Here is a 21999-nt window from a genome sequence, read left to right as displayed (position 1 = left end):
CCGGCCTTGCCGGCGAAGCGTCTAGACCCCCAGGCTGTTGAAGTGCCCGATCATGCGCTCGGCATCCGGCACCACCCCGCTGAACAGTTCAAACGCCTTGACGGCCTGAAACACCGCCATGTTGGCGCCGTTCAGCGTCTTGCAGCCCAGCGCGCGTGCCTCGCGCAGCAACTCGGTCTCGAGCGGGAAGTACACGATCTCCGCCACCCACAGGTCCGCGCGCAACAGCGCCTTGGGCACCGGCATGCCCGGCAGCTTGGCCATGCCCATGGGCGTGCTGTTGACCAGCCCGCAGGCCTGCGCCATGGCGCTTTCAAGGTCATGCCCCACGCGCGCGCGACAGCCACTGAAATGCTGGTTGAGATTGTCCACCAGCGCCTGGGCGCGCTCGGGTTCCACATCGAACAGCGTCAGTTGCGCGACGCCCTCGCTGAGCAATGCATGGGCCACGGCAGCCCCGGCACCGCCGGCGCCCATCTGCACCACGTGCCGACGTGAAACCTCGGCCAGCCCACGTCTGAAACCTTCGGCAAACCCCAGGCAGTCGGTGTTGTGGCCGATACGCCGGCCGTCCTTGAGCACCACGGTGTTGACCGCACCGATACCGCGGGCCTCGGGCGACAGCTCATCGAGCAGCGGCAGGATCACCTGCTTGCACGGGAAGGTGATGTTCAGCCCGGTAAAGCCCATGTACTCGGCGGCGGTCAGCAGCTCTTCAAGGGCGCTGCTGTCGAGCTTCAACGGGTCCAGGTCGATCAGCCGGTACAGGTAGTTCAGACCCTGGGCGGCGCCTTCGCGCTCATGCAGGGCCGGGGTGCGCGAGGCCTGGATGCCGGCGCCGATCAGGCCGGCGAGGATGCCGGGAGGGGAGGCCAAACTCATCGGGAAAACTCCGTTGTTGTTTTTGGTCGGTAATGAGGGAGCATTCCAATTAAAATGTACCGGATGGTTAACAAGGTCAATTGAGCGCAGGCTGCTACAGATCATTTGTGTGCGCTGATCGAACAGCCTGTGCTACACCTGTTGTTTTGCACATGAGCACGGAGGGCGGCATGGCGGCGCAGTTCGAAGAGATGCGGGAGGTACAGGACACCTGGCCAGGGTTGGCCAGCCTGACCCACTCGGTGTTTGCCGGGCTCGGCGCGAGGGGCTTTCGCAACCCGTTCCATTTGCAACGTGCCACTGCCACCTGCCTGCTGCTGATCGACGGGCTGGGCTGGGAACTGCTCAAGGCGCATGCGCTGCATGCGCCCTTCCTGGCCTCGCTGATGCAGCCGGACGGGCACTTCAAGGTCGGGTTTCCGGCCACCACGGCGGCGAGCCTTGCGGCCGTGACCTCGGGCCTGGGCAGTGGCGCCCACGGTATCGTGGGCTGCGATTTTGCCCTGGATGAGCATGCGGTGTTCTCGCCGCTGTCGTGGACCACCTCCGCGTTGCAGGAGGGCAGCGTGCCGACGGCGGTGCCTGAGGCGGTGTCGTTCATCGTGCCGCAGACTGCCTGGGAGCAGGCGGCCGAGCAGGGCGTGCAGATCAGCACGGTGATGCTGGGGCGCTATGCCACTTCGGACTTCACCCGGGCCATCTACAAGGCCGGTGGCATTCTGGCGGCGCCGGCCTACGACGCCTATCCCGAGCTGGTGCGTGGCGCGCTGGAGGTGGACGCCCCGGCCTTCTGTTTTGCCTATTTTGGAGACCTGGACTTTGCCGGGCACCTGTTCGGCCCCGGTTCGCCGGAGTGGTGCAGGCAGTTGGCGCTTGCCGACCAGTTGGCCGAGTCGATTGCCCGTCAGTTGCCACACGCCACGCAGATGCTGGTGATCGCCGACCACGGCATGCTCGACCTGGACCGTGGCGTGGTGCGTGATTTCGATACCGATACGCTGCTGCAGGACGGCGTGAGGGCGATGGCGGGGGACATCCGTGCGCGTTATCTGTACACCCACGAACACCAGCAGGACCGGGTGCATGAGCGCTGGCAGAACCGGCTGGGGGGAGGATTACCGGGTGTTGAGCAAGGCACAGGCGATCGGCAGCGGCTTGTTCGGTGACGTGATGCTGAGCCAGGCCGAGGCGCGCATCGGCGATCTGATCGTGATCCCGACAGGGGCTGGCGGGATTGTCCGCAGCGTGATGGAGAAGCATCCCAGCCAGTGGCGCGGGCACCATGGGGCGTTGACGGATGCGGACCAGGTGGTGCCATTGCTTCGGTATTCACATTAGGGCCTCTTCGCTGGCAAGCCAGCTCCCACAGGGATCACACTGTCCTTGTGGGCGCTGGCTTGCCAGCGAAGCAGGCGCCGCCGATACGGGCCTAGCGCCGAACCAGCAACACCCCGCTCTCCATATGGTGCGTATACGGGAACTGGTCAAACAACGCACAGCGCTCGATCCGGTGCGTATCGTGCAACTGCTCGATGTTCGCCGCCAACGTCTCGGGGTTGCACGAGATGTACAGGATGTTGTCAAAACGCCGGGTCAGTTCGCAGGTGTCCGGGTCCATCCCTGCGCGCGGCGGGTCGACGAACACGCTACCGAAGTCGTAGCCCTTCAGGTCAATGCCTTCCAGGCGCCGGAACGGGCGCACCTCGTTCAACGCCTCGGTCAGCTCTTCGGCCGACAGGCGCACCAGGCGCACGTTGTCCACGCCGTTGTCATCCAGGTTGTGCAGGGCGGCATTTACCGACGTCTTGCTGATCTCGGTGGCCAGCACCTTGCGCACCCGCGTGGCCAGCGGCAGGGTGAAGTTGCCGTTGCCGCAGTACAGCTCCAGCAGGTCGTCCTGGCGCTCGCCCAGAGCGTCGAACGCCCAGTTGAGCATCTTCTGGTTGACCATGCCGTTGGGCTGGGTGAACGCGCCCTCGGGCTGGCGGTAGCGGAACGTGCGGCCACCCACGGCCAGCTCCTCGACCGCGTAATCGCGCCCGATCACCACACGCTTGCCCTTGGAGCGGCCAATGATGCTCACGCCAAGGTCGGTGGCCAGTTGCTGTGCGGCGGCTGCCCAGTGTTCGTCCAGCGGGCGGTGGTAGCACAGGGTGATCATCGCGTCGCCCGCCAGGGTGGTGAGGAACTCCACCTGGAACAGCTTGAAGCTCAGCGCGGAACTGGCCTGCCACGCCGCCTTGAGCTGCGGCATCAACTGGTTGATGCGCAGGCTGGCAATCGGGAAGTCGTCGATCAGGATCGCCTTGTGCTTCTCGCCGGGGGCGAACATCGCATAGTGGCGCTGCTCGTTCTCGCGCCACAGGCGAAACTCGGCGCGCAGGCGGTAATGCTCGCGCGGCGAGTCGAACACCGCGGGTTCCGGCGCGTCGAACGGCGCCAGCAGCGCGCGCAGGCGCTCGACCTTGGCGTCGAGCTGTGCGGTGTAGGTAGTCGGGTCGTAGACAGTACTCATGCGGCGAACCAGCCCAGCTTGATGACGAACAGAATGGAGAGCACCACCAGCGCCGAGTTCAGCTCATGGCGGCGGCCCGAGATCAGCTTGATCACGGTCCACGAAATGAAGCCGAAGGCGATGCCGTTGGCGATCGAATAGGTCAGCGGCATGGCCAGCGCGGTGACCACCACCGGGGCGGCTTCGGTCACGTCGTCCCAGTTGATCTCCGCCAGGCCCGACGCCATCAGCACGGCGACGAACAGCAGCGCAGGTGCCGTGGCGAACGCGGGTACGCTGCCGGCCAATGGCGCGAAGAACAGTGCCAGCAGGAACAGCGCGGCGACCACGATGGCGGTCAGCCCGGTACGCCCGCCTGCGCTCACGCCGGCGGCCGATTCGATGTAGCTGGTGGTGGTCGAGGTGCCCAGCAGCGAACCCGCCATGGCGGCCGTGCTGTCGGCGATCAGGGCACGGCCCATTTTCGGCATGTGGCCGTCCTTGCCCATCAGGCCGGCGCGCTTGGCCACGCCGATCAGGGTGCCTGAGTTGTCGAACAGGTCGACGAACAGGAAGGCGAAGATCACGCTGATCAGGCCCACGTCCAGTGCGCCCTTGATGTCCAGTTGCAGGAAGGTCGGGGCCAGCGACGGCGGCATCGACACGATTCCGTTGAACGGGGTGACGCCCATGGCGATCGCGGCCACGGTCACGGTCAGGATGCCGATCAGCACCGCGCCACGGACCTTCATCGCCTCGAGTGCGACGATCAGGAAGAAGCCCAGGGTGGCCAGTACCGGCGCCGGATTGCGCAGGTCGCCCATGCCCACCAGGGTGGCCGAGTTGTCGACCACGATGCCGGCGTTGTGCAAGGCGATCAGCGCCAGGAACAGGCCGATACCGGCGGCAATCGCCGAGCGCAGCGGCAGCGGGATGCTGTTGACGATCCATTCGCGGATGCGAAAGATCGACAGCAGGAAGAACAGCACCGCCGAGATGAACACTGCGCCCAGCGCCACCTGCCAGGTGTGGCCCATGTGCAGCACCACGGTGTAGGTGAAGAAGGCGTTCAGGCCCATGCCCGGCGCCAGTGCGATCGGGTAGTTGGCGATCAGCCCCATCACCGCCGAACCGATGGCGGCGGCCAGGCAGGTGGCGACGAAGATCGCGCCCTTGTCCATGCCGGTCTCGCCGAGGATGCTCGGGTTGACGAACAGGATGTAGGCCATGGCCAGGAAGGTGGTGACCCCCGCCAGGATTTCGGTGCGCACATTGGTGTTGTGCGCTTTCAGTTGAAACAGCCTTTCCAGCATGCCAGCTCCCCGTGGCGCGCTGCGGCGCCTTGAATGTTCGACCCCTTCAGCAAAGCACAGACTGTACCGACTCCCGCTGGCGGGTTCTGTGATTTTTGAACGGGTCGCAAAAAAGCCGCGCATCATAGCAGCATGTTCGCCACTTTTGGACCAACACCCATGCACCTGCAACTGATCCACTACGCCGAGATGACACCTGCACAGCGGGCGTGCCTGGCGGCCATCGAGGTATTGCCGGCGCAGCGGGCATTTGCAGGTGATATCGAGGGCGCGCTGTACACCTTGGGCGGCGCCAAGGGCGATGATGTGCGCGGCCTGGCCTTGCTGGCAGACGAGGTGCCGCGGGCGTTCATGTTGCTCAAGCGTGGTGCGCACCTGCCGGCGTGGGCCCGAACCGATGCGGCCACGCTGCATGCCTTGCAGGTGGACTGGCGACAGCAGGGGCGCGGCCTGGGGCGCAGTTGCCTGGCACAGCTGCCACAGCGGGTGCGTGAGGTGTGGCCGCAGGTCGGCTGCCTGCAGCTATCGGTGGATGCCGACAATCAGGCGGCGCTGGGGCTTTACCGGGCGGCGGGGTGGGTGGACACGGGGGAGGGGTACAAGGGCCGCACAGGCTATGAGCGGCAGATGACACTGGCGTTCTGAGGGGCCCCTTCGCTGGCAAGCCAGCTCCCACAGGTAAAGTGCGATCTCCAGATCACTGATCTCCTTGTGGGAGCTGGCTTGCCAGCGAAGGGGGCGACACGGTCACTCGTGTTTCTGGGTATGCAGATGATCGCGCCCCGCCAGTGTGGGAAACAGCTTGATCCACACCCCCGTCACCACCAGGGTGCCCACCCCGCCCATCACCACTGCCGGCACCGTACCGAACCAGTGCGCGGTCACCCCGGACTCGAACTCACCCAGCTGGTTCGAGGCGCCGATGAACAGCCCGTTCACCGCGCTCACCCGGCCGCGCATCTCATCTGGCGTCTCCAGTTGCACGAACGCGCCGCGGATCACCATGCTGATCATGTCCGCCGCGCCCAGCACCGCCAGCACCGCCAATGAGAACCAGAACGAGGTCGACAGCCCGAAGGCAATGGTCGCCACGCCAAAGATCCCCACGGCGGTAAACATCACCCGCCCGACCTTGCGCTCCACCGGGAAGCGCGCCAGCCACACCGACATCAGCAGCGCCCCCACCGCGGGCGCCGAGCGCAACAGGCCCAGGCCCCAGGGGCCGGTCAGCAGGATGTCCTTGGCGAACACCGGCAGCAACGCGGTCGCCCCGCCCAGCAGCACCGCGAACAGGTCCAGCGACACCGCCCCCAGCACGTCCGGTCGGCTGCGGATGAAGCGCACCCCGGCCAGCAGCGACTCCAGGCTCGCGCGCCCCCGATTGACCGGCTGCGCGCTGGCGCTCAGGCGCAGGGTCAGGCCGCAGGCAATCACATACAGCAGCACCGTCGGCCCATACACCCAGATGCTGCCAAACGCATACAGAAAGCCGCCCAGCGCGGGCGCAACGATGGTCGCCGACTGCATCGCCGAGGCCGAGGCCGCCACCGCCCGCGGGAACAGCCCCGCCGGCACCACGTTGGGCAACAGCGCCTGGGTGGCGGGCATCTCGAACGAGCGCGCACTGCCAAGCAGGAAGGCCAGCACGAAAATCAGCTCACGGGTCACGCTGTTGGTGCTGCTGCCGACCACCAGCGCCAGTGCGATCAGCGCCTGCGCCACCTGGCACAGCGCCGCCACGCGGCGCCGGTCGTAGCGGTCGGCCACATGCCCGGTGTGCAGCATGAACAGCACCCGCGGCGCGAACTCCACCAACCCCACCAGGCCCAGGTCCAGCACGTTGCCGGTCAATTGGTAGAGGTGCCAGCCGATCGCCACGGTGAGCATCTGGAAACCGCTGGCGGTGAACACCCGCGCAAACCAGAACGCCAGGAACGGGCGGTGATGACGCAGCAACAACGGTACGGGGTCTGACATGGGCGAGGCAGGTCCTGGGCAAGGGGCGGCGGGGCAGATTATCACTGGTTTGTAACAACAGGTTGCGAAAGCCGTCATCGCTGTGCGGTCAGCGCACCGATTGGTCGATTGGTAAAGGGGGTGAGGCATCCGGTCACGCGGCAAACGACCACACAACCGCGCAGTGCGTTCAGGACTATGCTTTCAGGCAATCGTTGATCTGGATCAATTGTTGTTTCTGCAACGGTTTCATTTGCAACGATGTGGCCCGGAGGGCCGAATTCCCTGCGACGCTGAAGTTTTCAGAACAATTCAAACTCGCCGCACTCAATGACGTAGGGGCAGTAGGCGCCAAGGCCGTGACCCTGTCGCCGGACAACCTGATAGAGGAAGCACTATGTTCGGATTAGAGGCTCTAGATCTCGCCCGAATCCAGTTTGCGTTTACCATCTCTTTTCACATCCTGTTCCCGGCCATCACCATTGGCCTGGCGAGTTACCTGGCGGTGCTCGAAGGCCTGTGGCTCAAGACCAACGAAAGCGTCTACCGCGACCTGTACCATTTCTGGTCGAAGATCTTTGCCGTCAACTTCGGCATGGGGGTGGTCTCGGGCCTGGTCATGGCCTATCAGTTCGGCACCAACTGGAGCCGTTTCTCCGACTTCGCCGGTGCGGTCACAGGCCCCCTGCTGACCTATGAAGTGTTGACTGCCTTCTTCCTCGAGGCGGGCTTCCTCGGCGTCATGCTGTTCGGCTGGAACCGTGTCGGGCGCGGCCTGCACTTCTTCTCCACGGTCATGGTGGCCCTCGGCACGCTGGTCTCGACCTTCTGGATCCTGGCCTCCAACAGCTGGATGCAGACGCCCCAGGGCTTCGAGATCATTGACGGGCGGGTGATCCCGGTCGACTGGCTGGCGGTGATCTTCAACCCCTCGTTCCCCTATCGCCTGGCGCACATGGCCACCGCCGCGTTCGTCGCCACGGCCTTTTTCGTCGGCGCTTCGGCGGCCTGGCACCTGCTGCGTGGCAAGGACAACCCGGCCATCCGCAAGATGCTCTCGATGGCCATGTGGATGGCGCTGATCGTGGCGCCGGTGCAGGCGGTGATCGGCGACTTCCATGGCCTGAACACCCTCAAGCATCAGCCGGTGAAAATTGCCGCGATCGAAGGCCACTGGGAAAACGTCGGTGACGAGCCGACCCCGTTGATCCTGTTCGGCATCCCCGACATGAAAAACGAGACCACCCACTTCAAGCTGGAAATCCCCGCGCTGGGCAGCCTGATCCTCACCCATAGCCTGGACAAGCAAGTGCCGGCGATGAAGGACTTTGCGCCCGAAGACCGGCCCAACTCCACGGTGGTGTTCTGGTCATTCCGCATCATGGTCGGCCTGGGCATGTTGATGATCGCGGTGGGCCTGTGGAGCCTGTGGCTGCGCAAGCGCGACAGGCTGTACAGCTCGCGCCCGTTCCTCTACCTGACCCTGTGGATGGGCCCATCCGGCCTGATCGCGATCCTGGCCGGCTGGTTCACCACCGAGGTCGGTCGCCAGCCCTGGGTGGTGTACGGCCTGATGCGTACCGCCGATGGCGTGTCCAACCACAGTTATACCCAGTTGGGCATCACCCTGGTGATGTTCGTGGTGGTGTACTTCGCACTGTTCGGTGCGGGCCTGGGCTACATGATGCGCCTGGTGCGCAAAGGCCCTGAAACCGGCGAAGGCGATGAAACCACGCCGGGCGGGCCTGGCCAGCAACGTACACCGGCCAGGCCGCTGTCGGCCGCCGATGACGAACCTGAACACGCCACTGGCGCCAGCCTGAGCAAGGGGAATTGAATCATGGGTATTGATCTTCCGCTGATCTGGGCCGTGATCATCATCTTCGGCATCATGATGTACGTGGTGATGGATGGCTTCGACCTGGGCATCGGCATTCTGTTTCCGTTCGTCAAGGCCGAGCGCGACCGCGACGTGATGATGAACACCGTCGCCCCGGTCTGGGATGGCAACGAGACCTGGCTGGTGCTGGGCGGGGCGGCGCTGTTCGGCGCGTTCCCGCTGGCCTACGCGGTGGTGCTCTCGGCGCTGTACCTGCCGTTGATGCTGATGCTCATGGGGCTGATTTTCCGCGGCGTGGCGTTCGAGTTCCGCTTCAAGGCCAAGGCCGACAAGCGCCACCTGTGGGACAAGGCATTCATCGGCGGTTCGCTGGCGGCGACGTTCTTCCAGGGCGTGGCGCTGGGGGCGTTCATCGAAGGCTTCAAGGTGGTCGACCGCAACTACGCCGGTGGCTCCCTTGACTGGCTGAGCCCGTTCACCCTGTTCTGCGGCCTGGGGCTGATCGTGGCCTACGCGTTGCTGGGCTGCACCTGGCTGATCATGAAGACCGAGGGCCCGTTGCAGAAAAGCATGCATGACCTGGCGCGCCCGCTGGCCTTCGTGCTGCTGGCCGTGACCGGTATCGTGAGCATCTGGACGCCGCTGGCGCACCCGGACATCGCCACGCGCTGGTTCAGCCTGCCCAACCTGTTCTGGTTCCTGCCGGTACCGATCCTGGTGCTGGTCACCCTGTACGGGCTGGTCAAGGCGGTGGCGCGGCACGCCCACTACACGCCGTTCCTGCTGACCCTGGTGTTGATCTTCCTGGGTTACAGCGGGCTGGGCATCAGCCTGTGGCCCAACATCATCCCGCCGTCGATCTCGATCTGGGACGCGGCCGCGCCGCCGCAGAGCCAGGGCTTCATGCTGGTGGGCACGCTGTTCATCATCCCGTTCATCCTGGGGTACACCTTCTGGAGCTACTACGTGTTCCGCGGCAAGGTCACCCACGAGGATGGCTATCACTAGGAGGGCCTGGCAATGACTGGCAAAGATACCGTCGAGCAGGACAAGAAGCCGCTGCTGCAGCGCCTGGGTTGGCTGGTGCTGATCTGGACGGCGAGTGTAGCGAGCCTGGCGATTGTCGCGTGGCTGATGCGTCTGTTCATGAGCGCCGCGGGCCTGAGTACCCACTGAAACGTATTTCCCATCCCGCCTTGCGCGGATTTACAGCCCTGTGCAGCGTAAGCTGCACGGGGTTTTTTTGCCTCTGCCGATCCTGCCACACAGCGTTCCACAGCCCTTGTGGGAGCTGGCTTGCCAGCGAAGCAGGCGACGCGATTACAGCTACTTGCGCGCCTTCAGCACCACGAACTTGGGCGTCGCCGCCACCTGCTCCACCCCGCGAAACAGTCGTGCCAGCTTGCTGTGATACCCCAGGTGACGATTGCCCACGATGTACAGCGCCCCGCCCGCCACCAGCGCCTCGCGCGCCTGCTGGAACATGCGCCAGGCCAGGAAATCACCCACCACCTGCTGTTGATGAAACGGCGGGTTGCACAGCACCACGTCCAGTGACTGCGCTGGCTGCCCGGCCAGGCCATCGTCGGCGCGTACCGTCACCGCGCGTTCGCCCAGTGCCGCCCGCCAGTTCTCGGCTGCCGACTGCACGGCCATGTACGACTCGTCCACCAGGGTGTACTGCGCCTGTGGGTTGGCCAGTGCACTGGCGATCGCCAGTACGCCATTGCCGCAGCCCAGGTCCGCCACTCGCGCACTGCCCAGGCCTTGCGGCAGGTGGGGCAGGAAGGCCCGGGTGCCGATGTCCAGCCCTTCGCGGCAGAACACGTTGGCGTGGTTCACCAGCTCCAGCGCGGGTTGCTCCAGGCGGTAGCGGGTAGGGTAGGGCGAGGTTGCCGCCGCCTTCGGCTCGGCGGTCGCGATCAGCAGGCGGGCTTTCTTGTGGGCCAGCGAGGCCTGCACTGGGCCGATGTACTTCTCCAGCAGGTCGCCGGCGGCGCGTGGCAGGTGCTTGATCATCGCCCCGGCGATCACCTGGGCCCCCGGCGCCAGGTGACCCTGCAGGCGGATCAGTTGCTCCTCCAGCAGTGCCAGGGTCTTGGGCACGCGTACCAGTACCCGTTCGAACGGCCCTTGCCACGGTTCGCTGGCGGCGATGAATGGCACGCTGTCGAAGGCCTGGTCATTGCGCACCAGGTTCTTCTCCAGCGCCAGCCGGGCCAGGTAGGAGTCGCCGCTGGCGACCACCTGGGCATGTGCGCAAAGGCTGATGGCCAGTGCGCCGAAACTGTCATTGAGCACCAGCACCGGCGTGCTTGCGGGCAACCTCTGCTGGGCAAGGTGTTCGAGCAGGTACTGATCGGCGGCGTCGAACGCTTGCAGGGGGTCGTTGGCAACCTCGGGTTGGCGGATCAGCTCGAGCGCGGCGAAAGGGGTGGTCAGCAGGGGCATGGCAAAAGGCTCTGGGGCATTGGCGCGCGCGATGGGGGGGCGCAGGGCGGAGTGCCGATTCTACAGCCTTTTTCCAGGGGTGGCGGGTGTTGGCAAATGGCTCAGAGCAGGCCGTGCATCGCGGCAACCGCGACAGCACTGGTTTTGTTGCTGGTGTTGAGTTTGTTGATAAAGCTGCGGATATGAAAGTTCACCGTGCTCTTGGACAGGGTGAGAATGCAGCTGATGTCTTCGGCAGTCTTGCCGGCGGCAGTCCATCGCAGCACTTCCTGTTCACGTGCCGAGAGTGTGACCGCGCTCAGCTTGTGCGGGTGCAGGGTGTTCACCATCAAGGTATGCAGCACATTGCACAGCCACAGGGTCTGTGCGGACTTTTCGTAGAGCTCAGCCAGGCTGACCTCTCCCTGTGCGCGTGCCACGCACAATATACTCTGGTTACCACGCAGATCCTGCGTGCCCTGGCTCCAGCCGTGACAAAGCCCATGGGATTGCGCGGCCTTGCGTATCTGCGGGGCGTTCTTGAACAGCTCGCGCGTCCACAGCACCGGCATGGTCGAGGTGTGGCAATGCAGGACGGTGGGGTCGATGCGCTGGTAGTCCTGTTGCTGGTAGTGCTCGTTCCAGTCAGCGGGAAAATTGTTGAACGTGTATAGCTGCGGCCCTTGCGTCAGCAGGCGCCCTGAGAGGCGGTAGCCCAGGTACTCCATCCCCAGTTGCCTGGCCAGAGAAAGTGCAGAGGCAAACATTTGCTGCTGGTTGCCTTCCTGCGTCAACTGTTGAAGTTGCTCTTGTTTCCATTGGGGCATGTGCAGGACTCCTTTCCTGATGATTGCAGTCACGTAGACACGAGTGTAGGAAATGTCTGCGCGCTCGCTAGGTTTTTTTTGCTATTAATCGATGCGAACCTTGTACGGTTTTGACTATTGTACAACTCACGAAACAACTCAGTTTCATGCTTGAAACACGATGTCAGTTTGCCTTTATCGATGTCATTACATTAAGCCGGTGTTTATCGGACCCGCTTTGCGCGACACTGTGCGTTCTGATTTGTGGAGCACACCATGACTGCCAGCGCGCAGAAGTTCACCTGCCAGACCCTGCTCGATGTCCAGCCGCTGACCCCCAGCCTGTTCTCGCTGCGTGTTACCCGTGACGCCGGCTTTCGTTTTCGCGCCGGGCAGTTTGCCCGCCTGGGCGTGACCAAGGCCGATGGCAGCGTGGTATGGCGCGCGTACTCGATGGTGTCGTCACCGTTCGACGAGCACCTGGACTTCTTCTCCATCGTAGTGCCGGGCGGCGAGTTCACCAGTGAACTGAGCCGGTTGCGCGAAGGCGACGAGTTGCTGATCGACCGCCAGGCATTCGGCTACATGACCCTGGACCGTTTCGTCGATGGCCGCGACCTCTGGCTGCTGGCCACCGGCACCGGCATTGCGCCGTTCCTGTCGATCCTGCAGGACTTCGAGGCCTGGGAGCGCTTCGACAGCATCAAGCTGGTGTACTCGGTGCGTGAAGCTCGCGAACTGGCCTACCAGGACGTGATCGCCGGCCTCGAACAGCGCGACTACCTGGCTGAATACGCCGGCAAGTTGCAATTCATTCCGGTGGTGACGCGCGAGCAGCACCCCGGTGCCTTGCACGGGCGCATCACCACCCTGATCGAGAACGGCGAGCTGGAACGTGCGGCCGGTTTGGCGCTGAGCCCCGAGCATTCGCGGGTGATGATCTGCGGCAACCCGCAGATGATCGACGACACCCGCCAGGTGCTCAAGGCACGTGACCTTCAACTGAGCCTGAGCCGTCGGCCAGGCCAGGTGGCGGTCGAGAACTACTGGTAATAACGAACAACGGCGCCCCAAGGCGCCGTTCTTGTCTGTGCAGGCCGCTTCAGGGCTGATTGTTCTGTGCCTTGAGCAGGTCGCGAATCTCGCCCAGCAGTTCCTCTTCCTTGGTCGGTACCGGCGGCAGGGTCGGCGCCACGGCTTCTTCGCGCTTGAGACGGTTGATCGCCTTCACGCCCATGAAGATGGCGAAGGCCACGATCACGAAATCGATCACGGTCTGGATGAACTTGCCATAGGCCAGTACCACTGCCGGGATATCCCCCTCGGCGGCCTTGAGCACCACCGCCAGGTCGCTGAAGTCCACCCCGCCGATCAGCAGCCCCAGTGGTGGCATCACCACATCCCCCACAAAGGATGAAACGATTTTGCCGAAGGCGGCGCCGATGATGATACCGACGGCCATGTCGACCACGTTGCCCTTGACCGCGAAGGCCTTGAATTCACTGATCACGCCCATGGTTTATTCCCTGTAACAGATGAGATTGGTCATCGCAGTGTAAATCAGCTAAGCGCTTCATGCCCCGCGTTGCTCTAAAAGACCCTGGCTATACCGAATAGTTTTGTCGGATAACCGAGGCCCCGTGGGTTGGCAGGCTCGGCTATCATGGCCCCTTTTTTCAGGAGACTGCCCCCATGGCCAAGGCCAAGCGCATGTACGGCTGCACCGAGTGCGGCGCGACGTTTCCCAAGTGGGCGGGCCAGTGCGGTGAGTGCGGCGCCTGGAACACCCTGACCGAGACCATGATCGAAAGCGGCGGTGCTGCGGCACCGGCCGGGCGTACCGGCTGGGCCGGGCAGCAGGCACAGATCAAGACCCTGGCCGAAGTCAGCGTCGAGGAAATCCCGCGGTTCAGCACCGCCAGCGCCGAACTCGACCGCGTGCTCGGCGGCGGCCTGGTGGACGGCTCGGTGGTGCTGATTGGTGGCGACCCCGGCATCGGCAAGTCGACCATCCTGCTGCAGACCCTGTGCAACCTCGCCACGCGCATGCCGGCGCTGTACGTCACCGGTGAAGAGTCGCAGCAGCAGGTGGCGATGCGTGCACGGCGCCTGGGCCTGCCGCAGGACCAGTTGCGGGTGATGACCGAAACCTGCATCGAAACCATCATTGCCACGGCCCGGGTCGAGAAGCCCAAGGTCATGGTGATCGACTCCATCCAGACCATCTTCACCGAGCAGCTGCAGTCGGCGCCGGGCGGCGTGTCGCAGGTGCGCGAGAGCGCCGCGTTGCTGGTGCGCTATGCCAAGCAGAGCGGCACGGCGATCTTCCTGGTCGGCCACGTGACCAAGGAGGGTGCGCTGGCCGGCCCGCGCGTGCTGGAGCACATGGTCGACACCGTGCTGTATTTCGAGGGCGAGTCCGATGGCCGCCTGCGCCTGCTGCGCGCGGTCAAGAACCGCTTCGGCGCGGTCAACGAGCTGGGCGTGTTCGGCATGACCGACCGGGGCTTGAAGGAGGTCTCCAACCCCTCGGCGATCTTCCTCACCCGTGCCCAGGAGGAAGTGCCGGGCAGCGTGGTGATGGCTACCTGGGAAGGCACCCGGCCGATGCTGGTGGAGGTGCAGGCGCTGGTGGACGAAAGCCACATGGCCAACCCGCGCCGCGTCACCCTGGGCCTGGACCAGAACCGCCTGGCCATGTTGCTGGCGGTGCTGCACCGCCACGGCGGCATCCCTACCCATGACCAGGATGTGTTTCTCAACGTGGTGGGCGGGGTCAAGGTGCTCGAGACGGCGTCGGACCTTGCGCTGATGGCGGCGGTGATGTCGAGCTTGCGCAATCGACCGTTGCCGCATGACCTGCTGGTATTTGGCGAGGTGGGCCTGTCGGGTGAGGTGCGCCCGGTGCCCAGCGGCCAGGAGCGCCTGAAGGAAGCCGCCAAGCACGGCTTCAAGCGCGCCATCGTGCCCAAGGGCAATGCGCCCAAGGAAGCGCCGCCAGGGTTGCAGGTGATTGCGGTGACGCGTCTGGAACAGGCCCTGGATGCCTTGTTCGAATAGCACAAAAAAGGCCGGTGGTGAGCACCGGCCTTTTTCGAAGGGTTATCTAATGTGGTGTTTCACAAGTACCAATGAAACGCTCCCCTAGTGCTCTACGGCAGTCTGGCGTCTCACCACCTGCCCCCCATGCTCATCCTTCTCCAGCAGCGGAATCTCCTTGCCGTCGGCATCGAACAGCTTGCCGTCTTCGAAGTAGTCACCGTCACGCAGCCCGGAAATGTCCGAGTAGTTCAGCGTGCGCTCGGAGGCGGCGACGAACACCGACTGCTGGTCCGAGTTGCCGGTCTTGAAGTGGTTGAACACCAGGTTGAGCAGGATCGCCATGATCGCCGACGAGCTGATGCCCGAGTGGAAGATGGTCTCGAACCAGTTGGGGAACTGCGCGTAGAAGTTCGGCGCAGCAATCGGGATCATGCCAAAGCCCAGTGACGCAGCCACGATGATCAGGTTCATGTTGTTGCGGTAGTCCACCTTGGACAGCGTGCGAATACCACTGGCCGCCACCGTGCCGAACAGCACGATGCCCGCACCACCCAGCACCGAGGTCGGCACCGCGGCGATCACCCGGCCCATGATCGGCAGCAGGCCAAGCACCACCAGGATCACGCCACCGGTGGCCACCACATAACGGCTTTTTACCCCGGTCACGGCCACCAGGCCAACGTTCTGCGCGAACGCGCTCTGGGTGAACGAGCCGAAGATCGGCGCCAGGATGCTCGAGGCCATGTCGGCACGCAGGCCGTCGCCCAAGCGCTTGGAGTCGACCTTGGTGTCGATGATCTCACCCACCGCCAGGATGTCGGCCGAGGTTTCCACCAGGGTCACCATGATCACGATGCACATCGACAGGATGGCGGCGATGTGGAAGGTCGGCATGCCGAAATGGAACGGGGTAGGGAAGGCCATCATCGGGCCTTCGAGCACCTTGCTGAAGTCGGCCATGCCCAGCGACCAGGCGATCAGGGTACCGAACACCATCGCCAGCAGGATCGACAGCCGCGAGATCGCCGCGCTGCCCAGCTTGCTCAGTACCAGCACGATCAGGAAGGTCGCCGCCGCCAGGCCGATGTTGGCCATGCTGCCGAAGTCCGGCGCCTTGCTGTTGCCGCCCATTACCCAGCGCGCCGCTACCGGCATCAGCGTCAGGCCGATGGTGGTGATGACGATACCGGTCACCAGCGGCGGAAAGAACTTGGTGATGCGCGAGAACACCGGGGTGATCAGAAAGCCGATCAGCGAGGCGGCCATCACCGCCCCCAGCACACCCGGCAAGCCACCCCCGCCCTCGCTGCTGAGAATCGCGCCCATGGTCGCCACACCGGCGAACGACACGCCCTGCACCAGCGGCAACTGGCAACCGAAGAACGGCAGGCCCAGGGTCTGCAGCAGGGTCGCCAGGCCACCGGCAAACAGCGATGCGGCAATCAGCAGGCCGATGTCGGCCGGGCCCAGGCCGGCCGCCTGGCCGAGAATCAGCGGCACCGCGACGATGCCGCCATACATGGTGAGTACGTGTTGCAGCCCGTACGCCAGGTTGGCGCCGAGACCCAGGTTCTCGTCTTCGGGGCGTGAGACCGTGGACGTGTCGGGGGAGGACGTAGTCATGGGAGCAGGTTCTCTGTTTTATTGTTGTGGCGCTACTGTAGACAAGGATTGCACAGTATTGCCAGAACAATTGTATACAATTTTTAGATCTGCGCAGGAACAGTCCTGCACCTGATTTGGGCTCAGGGGTGGATGCAGTTATCGTTCCAACGCCACGCACAAGGCCCGGCAAGGCCGGGTCTGGCGAGGTGAACGCTTGTTTTAAAGCTGTCCGAGTGGACAGGAAGGCGGGGCGGGGTCAGGTCGGTAGTGGGCTAAGAGATTTCAAACTTCGATGAGTTGGCGCAGCTCGCGCATCATTTCAGTGCTGTCCGCCAGGTTCAGCTCCACCAAACGGTGCAAATGGCTGATCGAGATCAGGTCGATATGCAGGCAGGCGAAGCCGAGTGTTTCGGGCTCTTCGTGGCGTAGCTCGACCTGCATCCATACACGGGTCTGCTCATCCAGATGCAGGATGGCCTCGAAGTCCTGGGTATCGTCGAACTCCCACGCGGCCGGGCGCTCGATCAGCAGCCCCTTGAGCGACAGATCGAGCAAGGTGACCGACCAGCGGCGTTCACCCTGCACCAGTTCGGTGGGGGCATCGAAGGCAATGCGCTTGAAACGTCGGCGTTCTTGATGGTCGCTCATCGGGAAGGCCCTCCGGAGTAGAACCTGACTATAGCTCAGCGCTTGCCAGCGTGATCGCAAACGCGCATAACCGACCTGTGAACGGGCCGTTGAAGGCTCTAGACCAAAGCAAGTATGGCAATGCGCCAAGACTGGCCCTAGACTCGACAGGCGGTCTTTCATATCCACTAGCTGGAAGCACACCATGAACAACAATAATAGCCTGCTACGCCACATTCCGTGGCTGCTGCTGGCGGTACTGGGGGCCTGTGCGCTGGGTGTCGTCGCCCTGCGCCGTGGCGAAGCGATCAACGCCTTGTGGATTGTGGTTGCCTCGGTGGCCCTCTACCTGGTCGCCTACCGTTACTACAGCCTGTTCATCGCCACCAAGGTGATGCAACTGGATCCCCGTCGGGCCACCCCGGCGGTGCTCAACAACGATGGTCTGGACTACGTACCGACCAACAAGCACATCCTGTTCGGTCACCACTTTGCCGCGATCGCGGGTGCCGGCCCGCTGGTCGGCCCGGTCCTGGCGGCGCAGATGGGCTACCTGCCCGGCACGCTCTGGCTGATTGCCGGCGTGGTCCTGGCCGGTGCGGTACAGGACTTCATGATCCTGTTCCTGTCCACCCGCCGCAACGGTCGCTCGCTGGGCGACATGGTGCGCGAGGAGATGGGCCGCATTCCGGGTACCATCGCCCTGTTCGGCTGCTTCCTGATCATGATCATCATCCTCGCCGTGCTGGCGCTGATCGTGGTCAAGGCCCTGGCCGAGAGCCCATGGGGCATGTTCACGGTCATGGCGACGATCCCGATCGCGATGTTCATGGGCATCTACATGCGCTACATCCGCCCGGGCCGCATCGGCGAGATCTCGATCATTGGCGTGGTGCTGCTGTTGCTGTCGATCTGGCTGGGGGGCCTGGTCGCCGCCGATCCGGTGTGGGGCCCGGCGTTCACCTTCACCGGTGTGCAGATCACCTGGATGCTGGTGGGCTACGGCTTCGTCGCTGCGGTACTGCCGGTATGGCTGGTGCTGGCGCCACGTGACTACCTCTCCACCTTCCTCAAGATCGGTACCATCGTGGCCCTGGCCATCGGTATCCTGGTGCTGGCGCCCGAGCTGAAAATGCCGGCCCTGACCCAGTTCACCGACGGCACCGGCCCGGTGTGGAAGGGCACCCTGTTCCCGTTCCTGTTCATCACCATCGCCTGTGGCGCGGTGTCGGGCTTCCACGCGCTGATCTCCTCGGGCACCACGCCCAAGCTGCTCGACAACGAAGTCAACGCCCGTTACATCGGCTACGGCGGCATGCTGATGGAGTCGTTCGTCGCCATCATGGCCATGGTCGCCGCCTCGGTGATCGAGCCAGGCGTGTACTTCGCCATGAACAGCCCGGCTGCGGTGGTCGGCTCCGACGTCGTGACCGTCGCGCAGACCGTCAGCAGCTGGGGTTTTGCGATCACCCCCGAGGCGCTTGAAGCGGTGGCCCGCGACATCGGCGAGCACACCGTGCTGGCCCGTGCCGGCGGTGCACCGACGCTGGCCGTGGGTATCGCGCAGATCCTGCACCAGGTACTGCCGGGTGAAAACACCATGGCGTTCTGGTACCACTTCGCGATCCTGTTCGAGGCGCTGTTCATCCTCACCGCAGTAGACGCCGGTACCCGTGCCGGGCGCTTCATGCTGCAGGACCTGCTGGGCTCGTTCGTGCCAGCCCTCAAGCGTACCGAATCGTGGGGTGCCAACCTGCTGGCCACCGCCGGTTGCGTGGCGCTGTGGGGTTACCTGCTCTACCAGGGCGTGATCGACCCGCTGGGTGGCATCAACACCTTGTGGCCGCTGTTCGGTATCTCCAACCAGATGCTGGCCGGTATCGCGCTGATGCTCGGCACCGTCGTGCTGATCAAGATGAAGCGCCAGCAGTACATGTGGGTCACCCTGGTGCCGGCGGTATGGCTGCTGATCTGCACCACCACCGCAGGCTTCATCAAGCTGTTCGACCCGAACCCGGCAGTGGGCTTCCTGGCCCTGGCCAACAAGTACAGCGTGGCGCTGGACGCCGGGCAGGTACTGGCCCCGGCCAAGGACATGGCGCAGATGCAGCACGTGATCTTCAACGCGTACACCAACGCGACGCTGACCGGGCTGTTCCTGTTCGTGGTGTTCAGCATCCTGTTCTTCGCGCTCAAGGTCGGTATCCGGGCCTTGAACAAGAAAGAACGCACCGACAAGGAATCCCCGTTCCAGGCCTTGCCGGACGCGTAACCCAAGAGGAATGCAAGCATGTTCAACGATCTCGGTCGACTGGGTAAGTACCTGGGGCAGGCAGCCCGCCTGATGGTCGGCATGCCCGACTACGACAATTACGTCGAGCATATGCAAACCAAGCACCCCGACGTGCCGCCGATGACCTACGAGGCGTTCTTCCGCGAACGCCAGGAGGCGCGTTACGGCGGCAAGGGCGGGCCCAAGTGCTGTTGAAACACGGCACCTGCGGCACGTGACACACCTGTGGGAGCCCGGTCAGCCGGGCTCCCACAGTCATTTTCAGCGACAGGAGATTTTCTGCGTGCAACCCATTCCCGTAACCGTGCTCAGTGGTTTTCTGGGGGCCGGCAAGACCACCTTGCTGCGCCACCTGCTCAAGGCCGAGCACGGCCTGAAAATCGCCGTGATCGAAAACGAATTCAGCGATGCCGGCATCGACACCCAGCTGTTGGGTGAGGAGCCGGTGCAAGTCATGACCCTGGCCAATGGCTGTGTGTGCTGCACCATCCACACCGACCTGACCAAGGCGCTGTTCCTGCTGCTGGAGCGCCTGGACAGCGGCGAGATCGCCTTCGACCGGTTGGTGATCGAGTGCACCGGCCTGGCCGACCCGGCGCCGGTGGCGCAGACCTTCTTCATCGACGAGGAACTGCGCGAGCGCTACATCCTCGACGGCATCATCACCCTGGTGGATGCGGCGCATGCCGACGTGCACCTGGCCCAGACCATCGCCCAGGCCCAGGTGGGCTTTGCCGACCGCCTGCTGGTGAGCAAGACCGACCTGGTCGACGCCGCCTCGTTCCAGGCCCTGAGCGAGCGTCTGGGGCGCATCAACCGGCGTGCGCCGATCCGTGTGGTGGACAACGGCAGGATCGACCTGGCCGAGTTGCTGGATGTGCGTGGGTTCAACCTCAATGCCAGCCTTAACTTGCGGCCGGTGGTGGCGGCCGACAGCCTGGACCGGATCTCCAGCATGGTGCTGCGTACCGATGCGCCGCTGGATATCGATCGCCTGAGCGCGTTCATGAATGAGTTGCTGGAAGCCCATGGCAAGCAGTTGCTGCGCTACAAGGGCGTGCTGAACATTGCCGGCGAGGATCGGCGCCTGGTGTTTCAGGGGGTGCTGAAGCTGTATGGCTTCGACTGGGACACCGAGTGGGCCGAAGGCGAGCAGCGCGAGAGTGTGATGGTATTCATTGCCGATGACTTGCCGGAGGCGAAGATTCGCGAAGGGTTCGAGGCCTTGAGCCGCCCCTGAGAGCCCCTTCGCTGGCAAGCCACACACAGAGTTCTGCGGCGCACATAGAACCTGTGGGAGCTGGCTTGCCAGCGAAGCTCTTTTAAAGGCCCACAAAAAAGCCCGGCTCAGGCGCCGGGCTTTTTCACATCAGTTGCCTGCGATTAGTTGCCGTATACCGGCAGTTTGGCGCAGATGGCCTTGACCTTCTCACGTACGGCATCGATCACCGCTTCGTTGTTCAGGTCGGCCAGGATGTCGCAGATCCAGCCAGCCAGTTCCTTGCACTCTGCTTCCTTGAAGCCGCGAGTGGTCACAGCCGGGGTGCCGAAGCGCAGGCCCGAGGTGACGAACGGGGAACGTGGGTCGTTCGGTACGGAGTTCTTGTTGACGGTGATGAAGGCTTTGCCCAGGGCCGCGTCAGCGTCCTTACCGGAAATTTCCTGCTTGATCAGCGACAGCAGGAACAGGTGGTTCTCGGTACCGCCCGACACCACGTCGAAGCCGCGCTCGATGAACACGCCGGCCATGGCCTGGGCGTTCTTCACCACTTGCTGCTGGTAGGTCTTGAACTCAGGCTGCAGTGCTTCCTTGAAGCAGATCGCCTTGGCCGCGATCACGTGCTCCAGCGGGCCACCCTGGGCGCCCGGGAAGACTGCGGAGTTCAGCTTCTTCTCGATGTCGGCGTTGGCACGGGCCAGGATCAGGCCGCCACGTGGACCACGCAGGGTCTTGTGGGTCGTGGTGGTGACCACGTCGGCGAACGGCACCGGGTTCGGGTAGACGCCCGCGGCGACCAGGCCAGCCACGTGCGCCATGTCGACGAACAGGTAGGCACCGACCTTGTCGGCGATTTCACGGAAGCGCGGGAAGTCCAGCACTTGCGAGTAGGCCGAGAAGCCGGCAACGATCATCTTGGGCTTGTGCTCGACCGCCAGGCGCTCGACTTCGTCGTAGTCGATCAGGCCGTTGGCGTCGATGCCGTACTGGATGGCGTTGTACAGCTTGCCCGAAGACGACACGCTGGCGCCGTGGGTCAGGTGACCGCCGTGGGCCAGGCTCATGCCCAGGATGGTGTCACCGGCCGACAGCAGGGCCAGGTAGACGGCGCTGTTGGCCTGGGAGCCGGCGTGCGGCTGGACGTTGGCGTAGTCGGCGCCGAACAGCTCCTTGGCGCGGTCGATGGCCAGTTGCTCGACCACGTCGACGTACTCGCAGCCACCGTAGTAGCGCTTGCCCGGGTAGCCTTCGGCGTACTTGTTGGTGAGCACCGAGCCTTGAGCTTCCATCACCGCAGGGCTGGTGTAGTTTTCCGAAGCGATCAGCTCAATGTGCTCTTCCTGGCGCTGGGCTTCTTGCTCCATGGCGGCAAAGAGATCGGCGTCGTACTTGGCAATGGTCAAATCACGGCTGAACATGGCGGTCCTCAAGGATCGTGCTGAAATAGGCGGGCATTCTACCTCATCGGCTTTTGTCTGGCATATGAAAGGGC

Annotated in this window: 21 protein-coding genes; 11 read left to right on the top strand and 10 right to left on the bottom strand. The window is 63.9% G+C overall.

Annotated elements, in window-relative coordinates; all coding sequences use genetic code 11:
- Positions 1-21: 21 nt before the first annotated feature.
- Positions 22-882, bottom strand: a complete 861-nt coding sequence (locus tag KUO17_RS13460) for a shikimate dehydrogenase (protein WP_425274856.1) — start codon at positions 880-882, stop codon at positions 22-24.
- Between the two features lie 152 nt (positions 883-1034).
- On the opposite strand from KUO17_RS13460, the gene KUO17_RS13455 reads away from it, so the two are divergent.
- Both KUO17_RS13455 and KUO17_RS26660 read left to right on the top strand, forming a co-directional pair.
- Entirely contained in the window at positions 1035-2048 is a 1014-nt protein-coding gene (locus KUO17_RS13455) for an alkaline phosphatase family protein (protein ID WP_255263572.1), read from the top strand.
- Positions 2008-2220 carry a hypothetical protein gene (locus KUO17_RS26660; protein WP_255263571.1) on the top strand — a complete coding sequence of 71 codons (213 nt, stop codon included), beginning with the start codon at positions 2008-2010 and terminating at the stop codon, positions 2218-2220. Before KUO17_RS13455 ends, KUO17_RS26660 begins: the two co-directional genes overlap by 41 nt.
- Positions 2221-2311: 91 nt before the next feature.
- Here the strand turns inward: KUO17_RS26660 and trmA are convergent, their stop codons facing one another.
- Both trmA and KUO17_RS13445 read right to left on the bottom strand, forming a co-directional pair.
- Positions 2312-3397 (bottom strand): tRNA (uridine(54)-C5)-methyltransferase TrmA, encoded by a 1086-nt coding sequence (trmA, locus tag KUO17_RS13450; protein WP_217976043.1) that lies wholly within the window; start codon positions 3395-3397, stop codon positions 2312-2314.
- Positions 3394-4689, bottom strand: a complete 1296-nt coding sequence (locus tag KUO17_RS13445) for an NCS2 family permease (protein WP_217976042.1) — start codon at positions 4687-4689, stop codon at positions 3394-3396. Before KUO17_RS13445 ends, trmA begins: the two co-directional genes overlap by 4 nt.
- A 159-nt stretch (positions 4690-4848) precedes the next feature.
- On the opposite strand from KUO17_RS13445, the gene KUO17_RS13440 reads away from it, so the two are divergent.
- Positions 4849-5334 carry a GNAT family N-acetyltransferase gene (locus KUO17_RS13440; RefSeq protein WP_217976041.1) on the top strand — a complete coding sequence of 162 codons (486 nt, stop codon included), beginning with the start codon at positions 4849-4851 and terminating at the stop codon, positions 5332-5334.
- Positions 5335-5436: 102 nt separating this feature from the next.
- On the opposite strand, the gene KUO17_RS13435 is transcribed toward KUO17_RS13440, so the two are convergent.
- Positions 5437-6666 (bottom strand): MFS transporter, encoded by a 1230-nt coding sequence (locus KUO17_RS13435; RefSeq protein ID WP_217976040.1) that lies wholly within the window; start codon positions 6664-6666, stop codon positions 5437-5439.
- A gap of 376 nt (positions 6667-7042) precedes the next feature.
- Here KUO17_RS13435 and KUO17_RS13430 point away from each other — a divergent pair, with 376 nt between their 5' ends.
- The 3 genes from KUO17_RS13430 to KUO17_RS13420 are packed head-to-tail and all read left to right on the top strand — an operon-like array spanning position 7043 to position 9661.
- Positions 7043-8482: a cytochrome ubiquinol oxidase subunit I gene (locus tag KUO17_RS13430; RefSeq protein ID WP_217976039.1), complete on the top strand. Its 1440-nt coding sequence runs from the start codon at positions 7043-7045 to the stop codon at positions 8480-8482.
- Between the two features lie 3 nt (positions 8483-8485).
- Positions 8486-9493: a cytochrome d ubiquinol oxidase subunit II gene (cydB, locus tag KUO17_RS13425; RefSeq protein WP_217976038.1), complete on the top strand. Its 1008-nt coding sequence runs from the start codon at positions 8486-8488 to the stop codon at positions 9491-9493.
- A 12-nt stretch (positions 9494-9505) separates the two neighbouring features.
- On the top strand, positions 9506-9661 hold the full coding sequence (locus KUO17_RS13420; protein ID WP_217976037.1) for a DUF2474 domain-containing protein: 156 nt from the start codon (positions 9506-9508) through the stop codon (positions 9659-9661).
- A 150-nt stretch (positions 9662-9811) separates the two neighbouring features.
- On the opposite strand, the gene KUO17_RS13415 is transcribed toward KUO17_RS13420, so the two are convergent.
- Complete coding sequence (locus tag KUO17_RS13415; RefSeq protein ID WP_217976036.1) at positions 9812-10936, bottom strand: methyltransferase; 1125 nt, start codon at positions 10934-10936, stop codon at positions 9812-9814.
- Positions 10937-11037: 101 nt separating this feature from the next.
- Positions 11038-11742: a LuxR family transcriptional regulator gene (locus KUO17_RS13410; RefSeq protein WP_217976035.1), complete on the bottom strand. Its 705-nt coding sequence runs from the start codon at positions 11740-11742 to the stop codon at positions 11038-11040.
- Between the two features lie 255 nt (positions 11743-11997).
- Between KUO17_RS13410 and KUO17_RS13405 the strand changes: the two genes are divergently transcribed.
- Positions 11998-12774, top strand: a complete 777-nt coding sequence (locus KUO17_RS13405) for a ferredoxin--NADP reductase (protein WP_217976034.1) — start codon at positions 11998-12000, stop codon at positions 12772-12774.
- Between the two features lie 49 nt (positions 12775-12823).
- Here KUO17_RS13405 and mscL read toward each other — a convergent pair whose 3' ends face one another.
- Positions 12824-13237: a large-conductance mechanosensitive channel protein MscL gene (mscL, locus tag KUO17_RS13400; RefSeq protein ID WP_217976033.1), complete on the bottom strand. Its 414-nt coding sequence runs from the start codon at positions 13235-13237 to the stop codon at positions 12824-12826.
- 176 nt (positions 13238-13413) lie between these two features.
- Between mscL and radA the strand changes: the two genes are divergently transcribed.
- Complete coding sequence (radA, locus tag KUO17_RS13395) at positions 13414-14781, top strand: DNA repair protein RadA (RefSeq protein ID WP_217976032.1); 1368 nt, start codon at positions 13414-13416, stop codon at positions 14779-14781.
- An 84-nt stretch (positions 14782-14865) separates the two neighbouring features.
- Here radA and KUO17_RS13390 read toward each other — a convergent pair whose 3' ends face one another.
- Entirely contained in the window at positions 14866-16386 is a 1521-nt protein-coding gene (locus KUO17_RS13390) for a nucleobase:cation symporter-2 family protein (RefSeq protein WP_217976031.1), read from the bottom strand.
- Between the two features lie 264 nt (positions 16387-16650).
- Positions 16651-17016 carry a PilZ domain-containing protein gene (locus tag KUO17_RS13385; RefSeq protein ID WP_217976030.1) on the bottom strand — a complete coding sequence of 122 codons (366 nt, stop codon included), beginning with the start codon at positions 17014-17016 and terminating at the stop codon, positions 16651-16653.
- A 184-nt stretch (positions 17017-17200) separates the two neighbouring features.
- Here KUO17_RS13385 and KUO17_RS13380 point away from each other — a divergent pair, with 184 nt between their 5' ends.
- From KUO17_RS13380 to yjiA, 3 genes are all read left to right on the top strand, one after another.
- Positions 17201-19267 (top strand): carbon starvation CstA family protein, encoded by a 2067-nt coding sequence (locus KUO17_RS13380; RefSeq protein ID WP_163947760.1) that lies wholly within the window; start codon positions 17201-17203, stop codon positions 19265-19267.
- Between the two features lie 18 nt (positions 19268-19285).
- Positions 19286-19483, top strand: a complete 198-nt coding sequence (locus KUO17_RS13375; RefSeq protein ID WP_217976029.1) for a YbdD/YjiX family protein — start codon at positions 19286-19288, stop codon at positions 19481-19483.
- A gap of 88 nt (positions 19484-19571) precedes the next feature.
- Positions 19572-20528, top strand: coding sequence for a GTPase (gene yjiA / locus KUO17_RS13370; RefSeq protein WP_341869618.1), 957 nt, complete (start codon positions 19572-19574; stop codon positions 20526-20528).
- A 143-nt stretch (positions 20529-20671) separates the two neighbouring features.
- Here yjiA and glyA read toward each other — a convergent pair whose 3' ends face one another.
- Positions 20672-21925: a serine hydroxymethyltransferase gene (gene glyA / locus KUO17_RS13365; RefSeq protein ID WP_217976028.1), complete on the bottom strand. Its 1254-nt coding sequence runs from the start codon at positions 21923-21925 to the stop codon at positions 20672-20674.
- Positions 21926-21999 lie beyond the last annotated feature (74 nt).

This window comes from Pseudomonas aegrilactucae, assembly GCF_019168305.1.
Taxonomy (GTDB): Bacteria; Pseudomonadota; Gammaproteobacteria; order Pseudomonadales; family Pseudomonadaceae; genus Aquipseudomonas; species Aquipseudomonas aegrilactucae.
Note: the sequence above shows the minus strand (reverse complement) of the source record. Positions and strands in the feature narration are given on the sequence as shown.

Coding starts and splice junctions, on each gene's coding strand:
- KUO17_RS13460 (WP_425274856.1), bottom strand. CDS start 882: ATGAGTTTGGCCTCCCCTCCCGGCATCCTCGCCGGCCTGATCGGCGCC.
- KUO17_RS13455 (WP_255263572.1), top strand. CDS start 1,035: ATGAGCACGGAGGGCGGCATGGCGGCGCAGTTCGAAGAGATGCGGGAG.
- trmA (WP_217976043.1), bottom strand. CDS start 3,397: ATGAGTACTGTCTACGACCCGACTACCTACACCGCACAGCTCGACGCC.
- KUO17_RS13445 (WP_217976042.1), bottom strand. CDS start 4,689: ATGCTGGAAAGGCTGTTTCAACTGAAAGCGCACAACACCAATGTGCGC.
- KUO17_RS13440 (WP_217976041.1), top strand. CDS start 4,849: ATGCACCTGCAACTGATCCACTACGCCGAGATGACACCTGCACAGCGG.
- KUO17_RS13435 (WP_217976040.1), bottom strand. CDS start 6,666: ATGTCAGACCCCGTACCGTTGTTGCTGCGTCATCACCGCCCGTTCCTG.
- KUO17_RS13430 (WP_217976039.1), top strand. CDS start 7,043: ATGTTCGGATTAGAGGCTCTAGATCTCGCCCGAATCCAGTTTGCGTTT.
- cydB (WP_217976038.1), top strand. CDS start 8,486: ATGGGTATTGATCTTCCGCTGATCTGGGCCGTGATCATCATCTTCGGC.
- KUO17_RS13420 (WP_217976037.1), top strand. CDS start 9,506: ATGACTGGCAAAGATACCGTCGAGCAGGACAAGAAGCCGCTGCTGCAG.
- KUO17_RS13415 (WP_217976036.1), bottom strand. CDS start 10,936: ATGCCCCTGCTGACCACCCCTTTCGCCGCGCTCGAGCTGATCCGCCAA.
- KUO17_RS13410 (WP_217976035.1), bottom strand. CDS start 11,742: ATGCCCCAATGGAAACAAGAGCAACTTCAACAGTTGACGCAGGAAGGC.
- KUO17_RS13405 (WP_217976034.1), top strand. CDS start 11,998: ATGACTGCCAGCGCGCAGAAGTTCACCTGCCAGACCCTGCTCGATGTC.
- mscL (WP_217976033.1), bottom strand. CDS start 13,237: ATGGGCGTGATCAGTGAATTCAAGGCCTTCGCGGTCAAGGGCAACGTG.
- radA (WP_217976032.1), top strand. CDS start 13,414: ATGGCCAAGGCCAAGCGCATGTACGGCTGCACCGAGTGCGGCGCGACG.
- KUO17_RS13390 (WP_217976031.1), bottom strand. CDS start 16,386: ATGACTACGTCCTCCCCCGACACGTCCACGGTCTCACGCCCCGAAGAC.
- KUO17_RS13385 (WP_217976030.1), bottom strand. CDS start 17,016: ATGAGCGACCATCAAGAACGCCGACGTTTCAAGCGCATTGCCTTCGAT.
- KUO17_RS13380 (WP_163947760.1), top strand. CDS start 17,201: ATGAACAACAATAATAGCCTGCTACGCCACATTCCGTGGCTGCTGCTG.
- KUO17_RS13375 (WP_217976029.1), top strand. CDS start 19,286: ATGTTCAACGATCTCGGTCGACTGGGTAAGTACCTGGGGCAGGCAGCC.
- glyA (WP_217976028.1), bottom strand. CDS start 21,925: ATGTTCAGCCGTGATTTGACCATTGCCAAGTACGACGCCGATCTCTTT.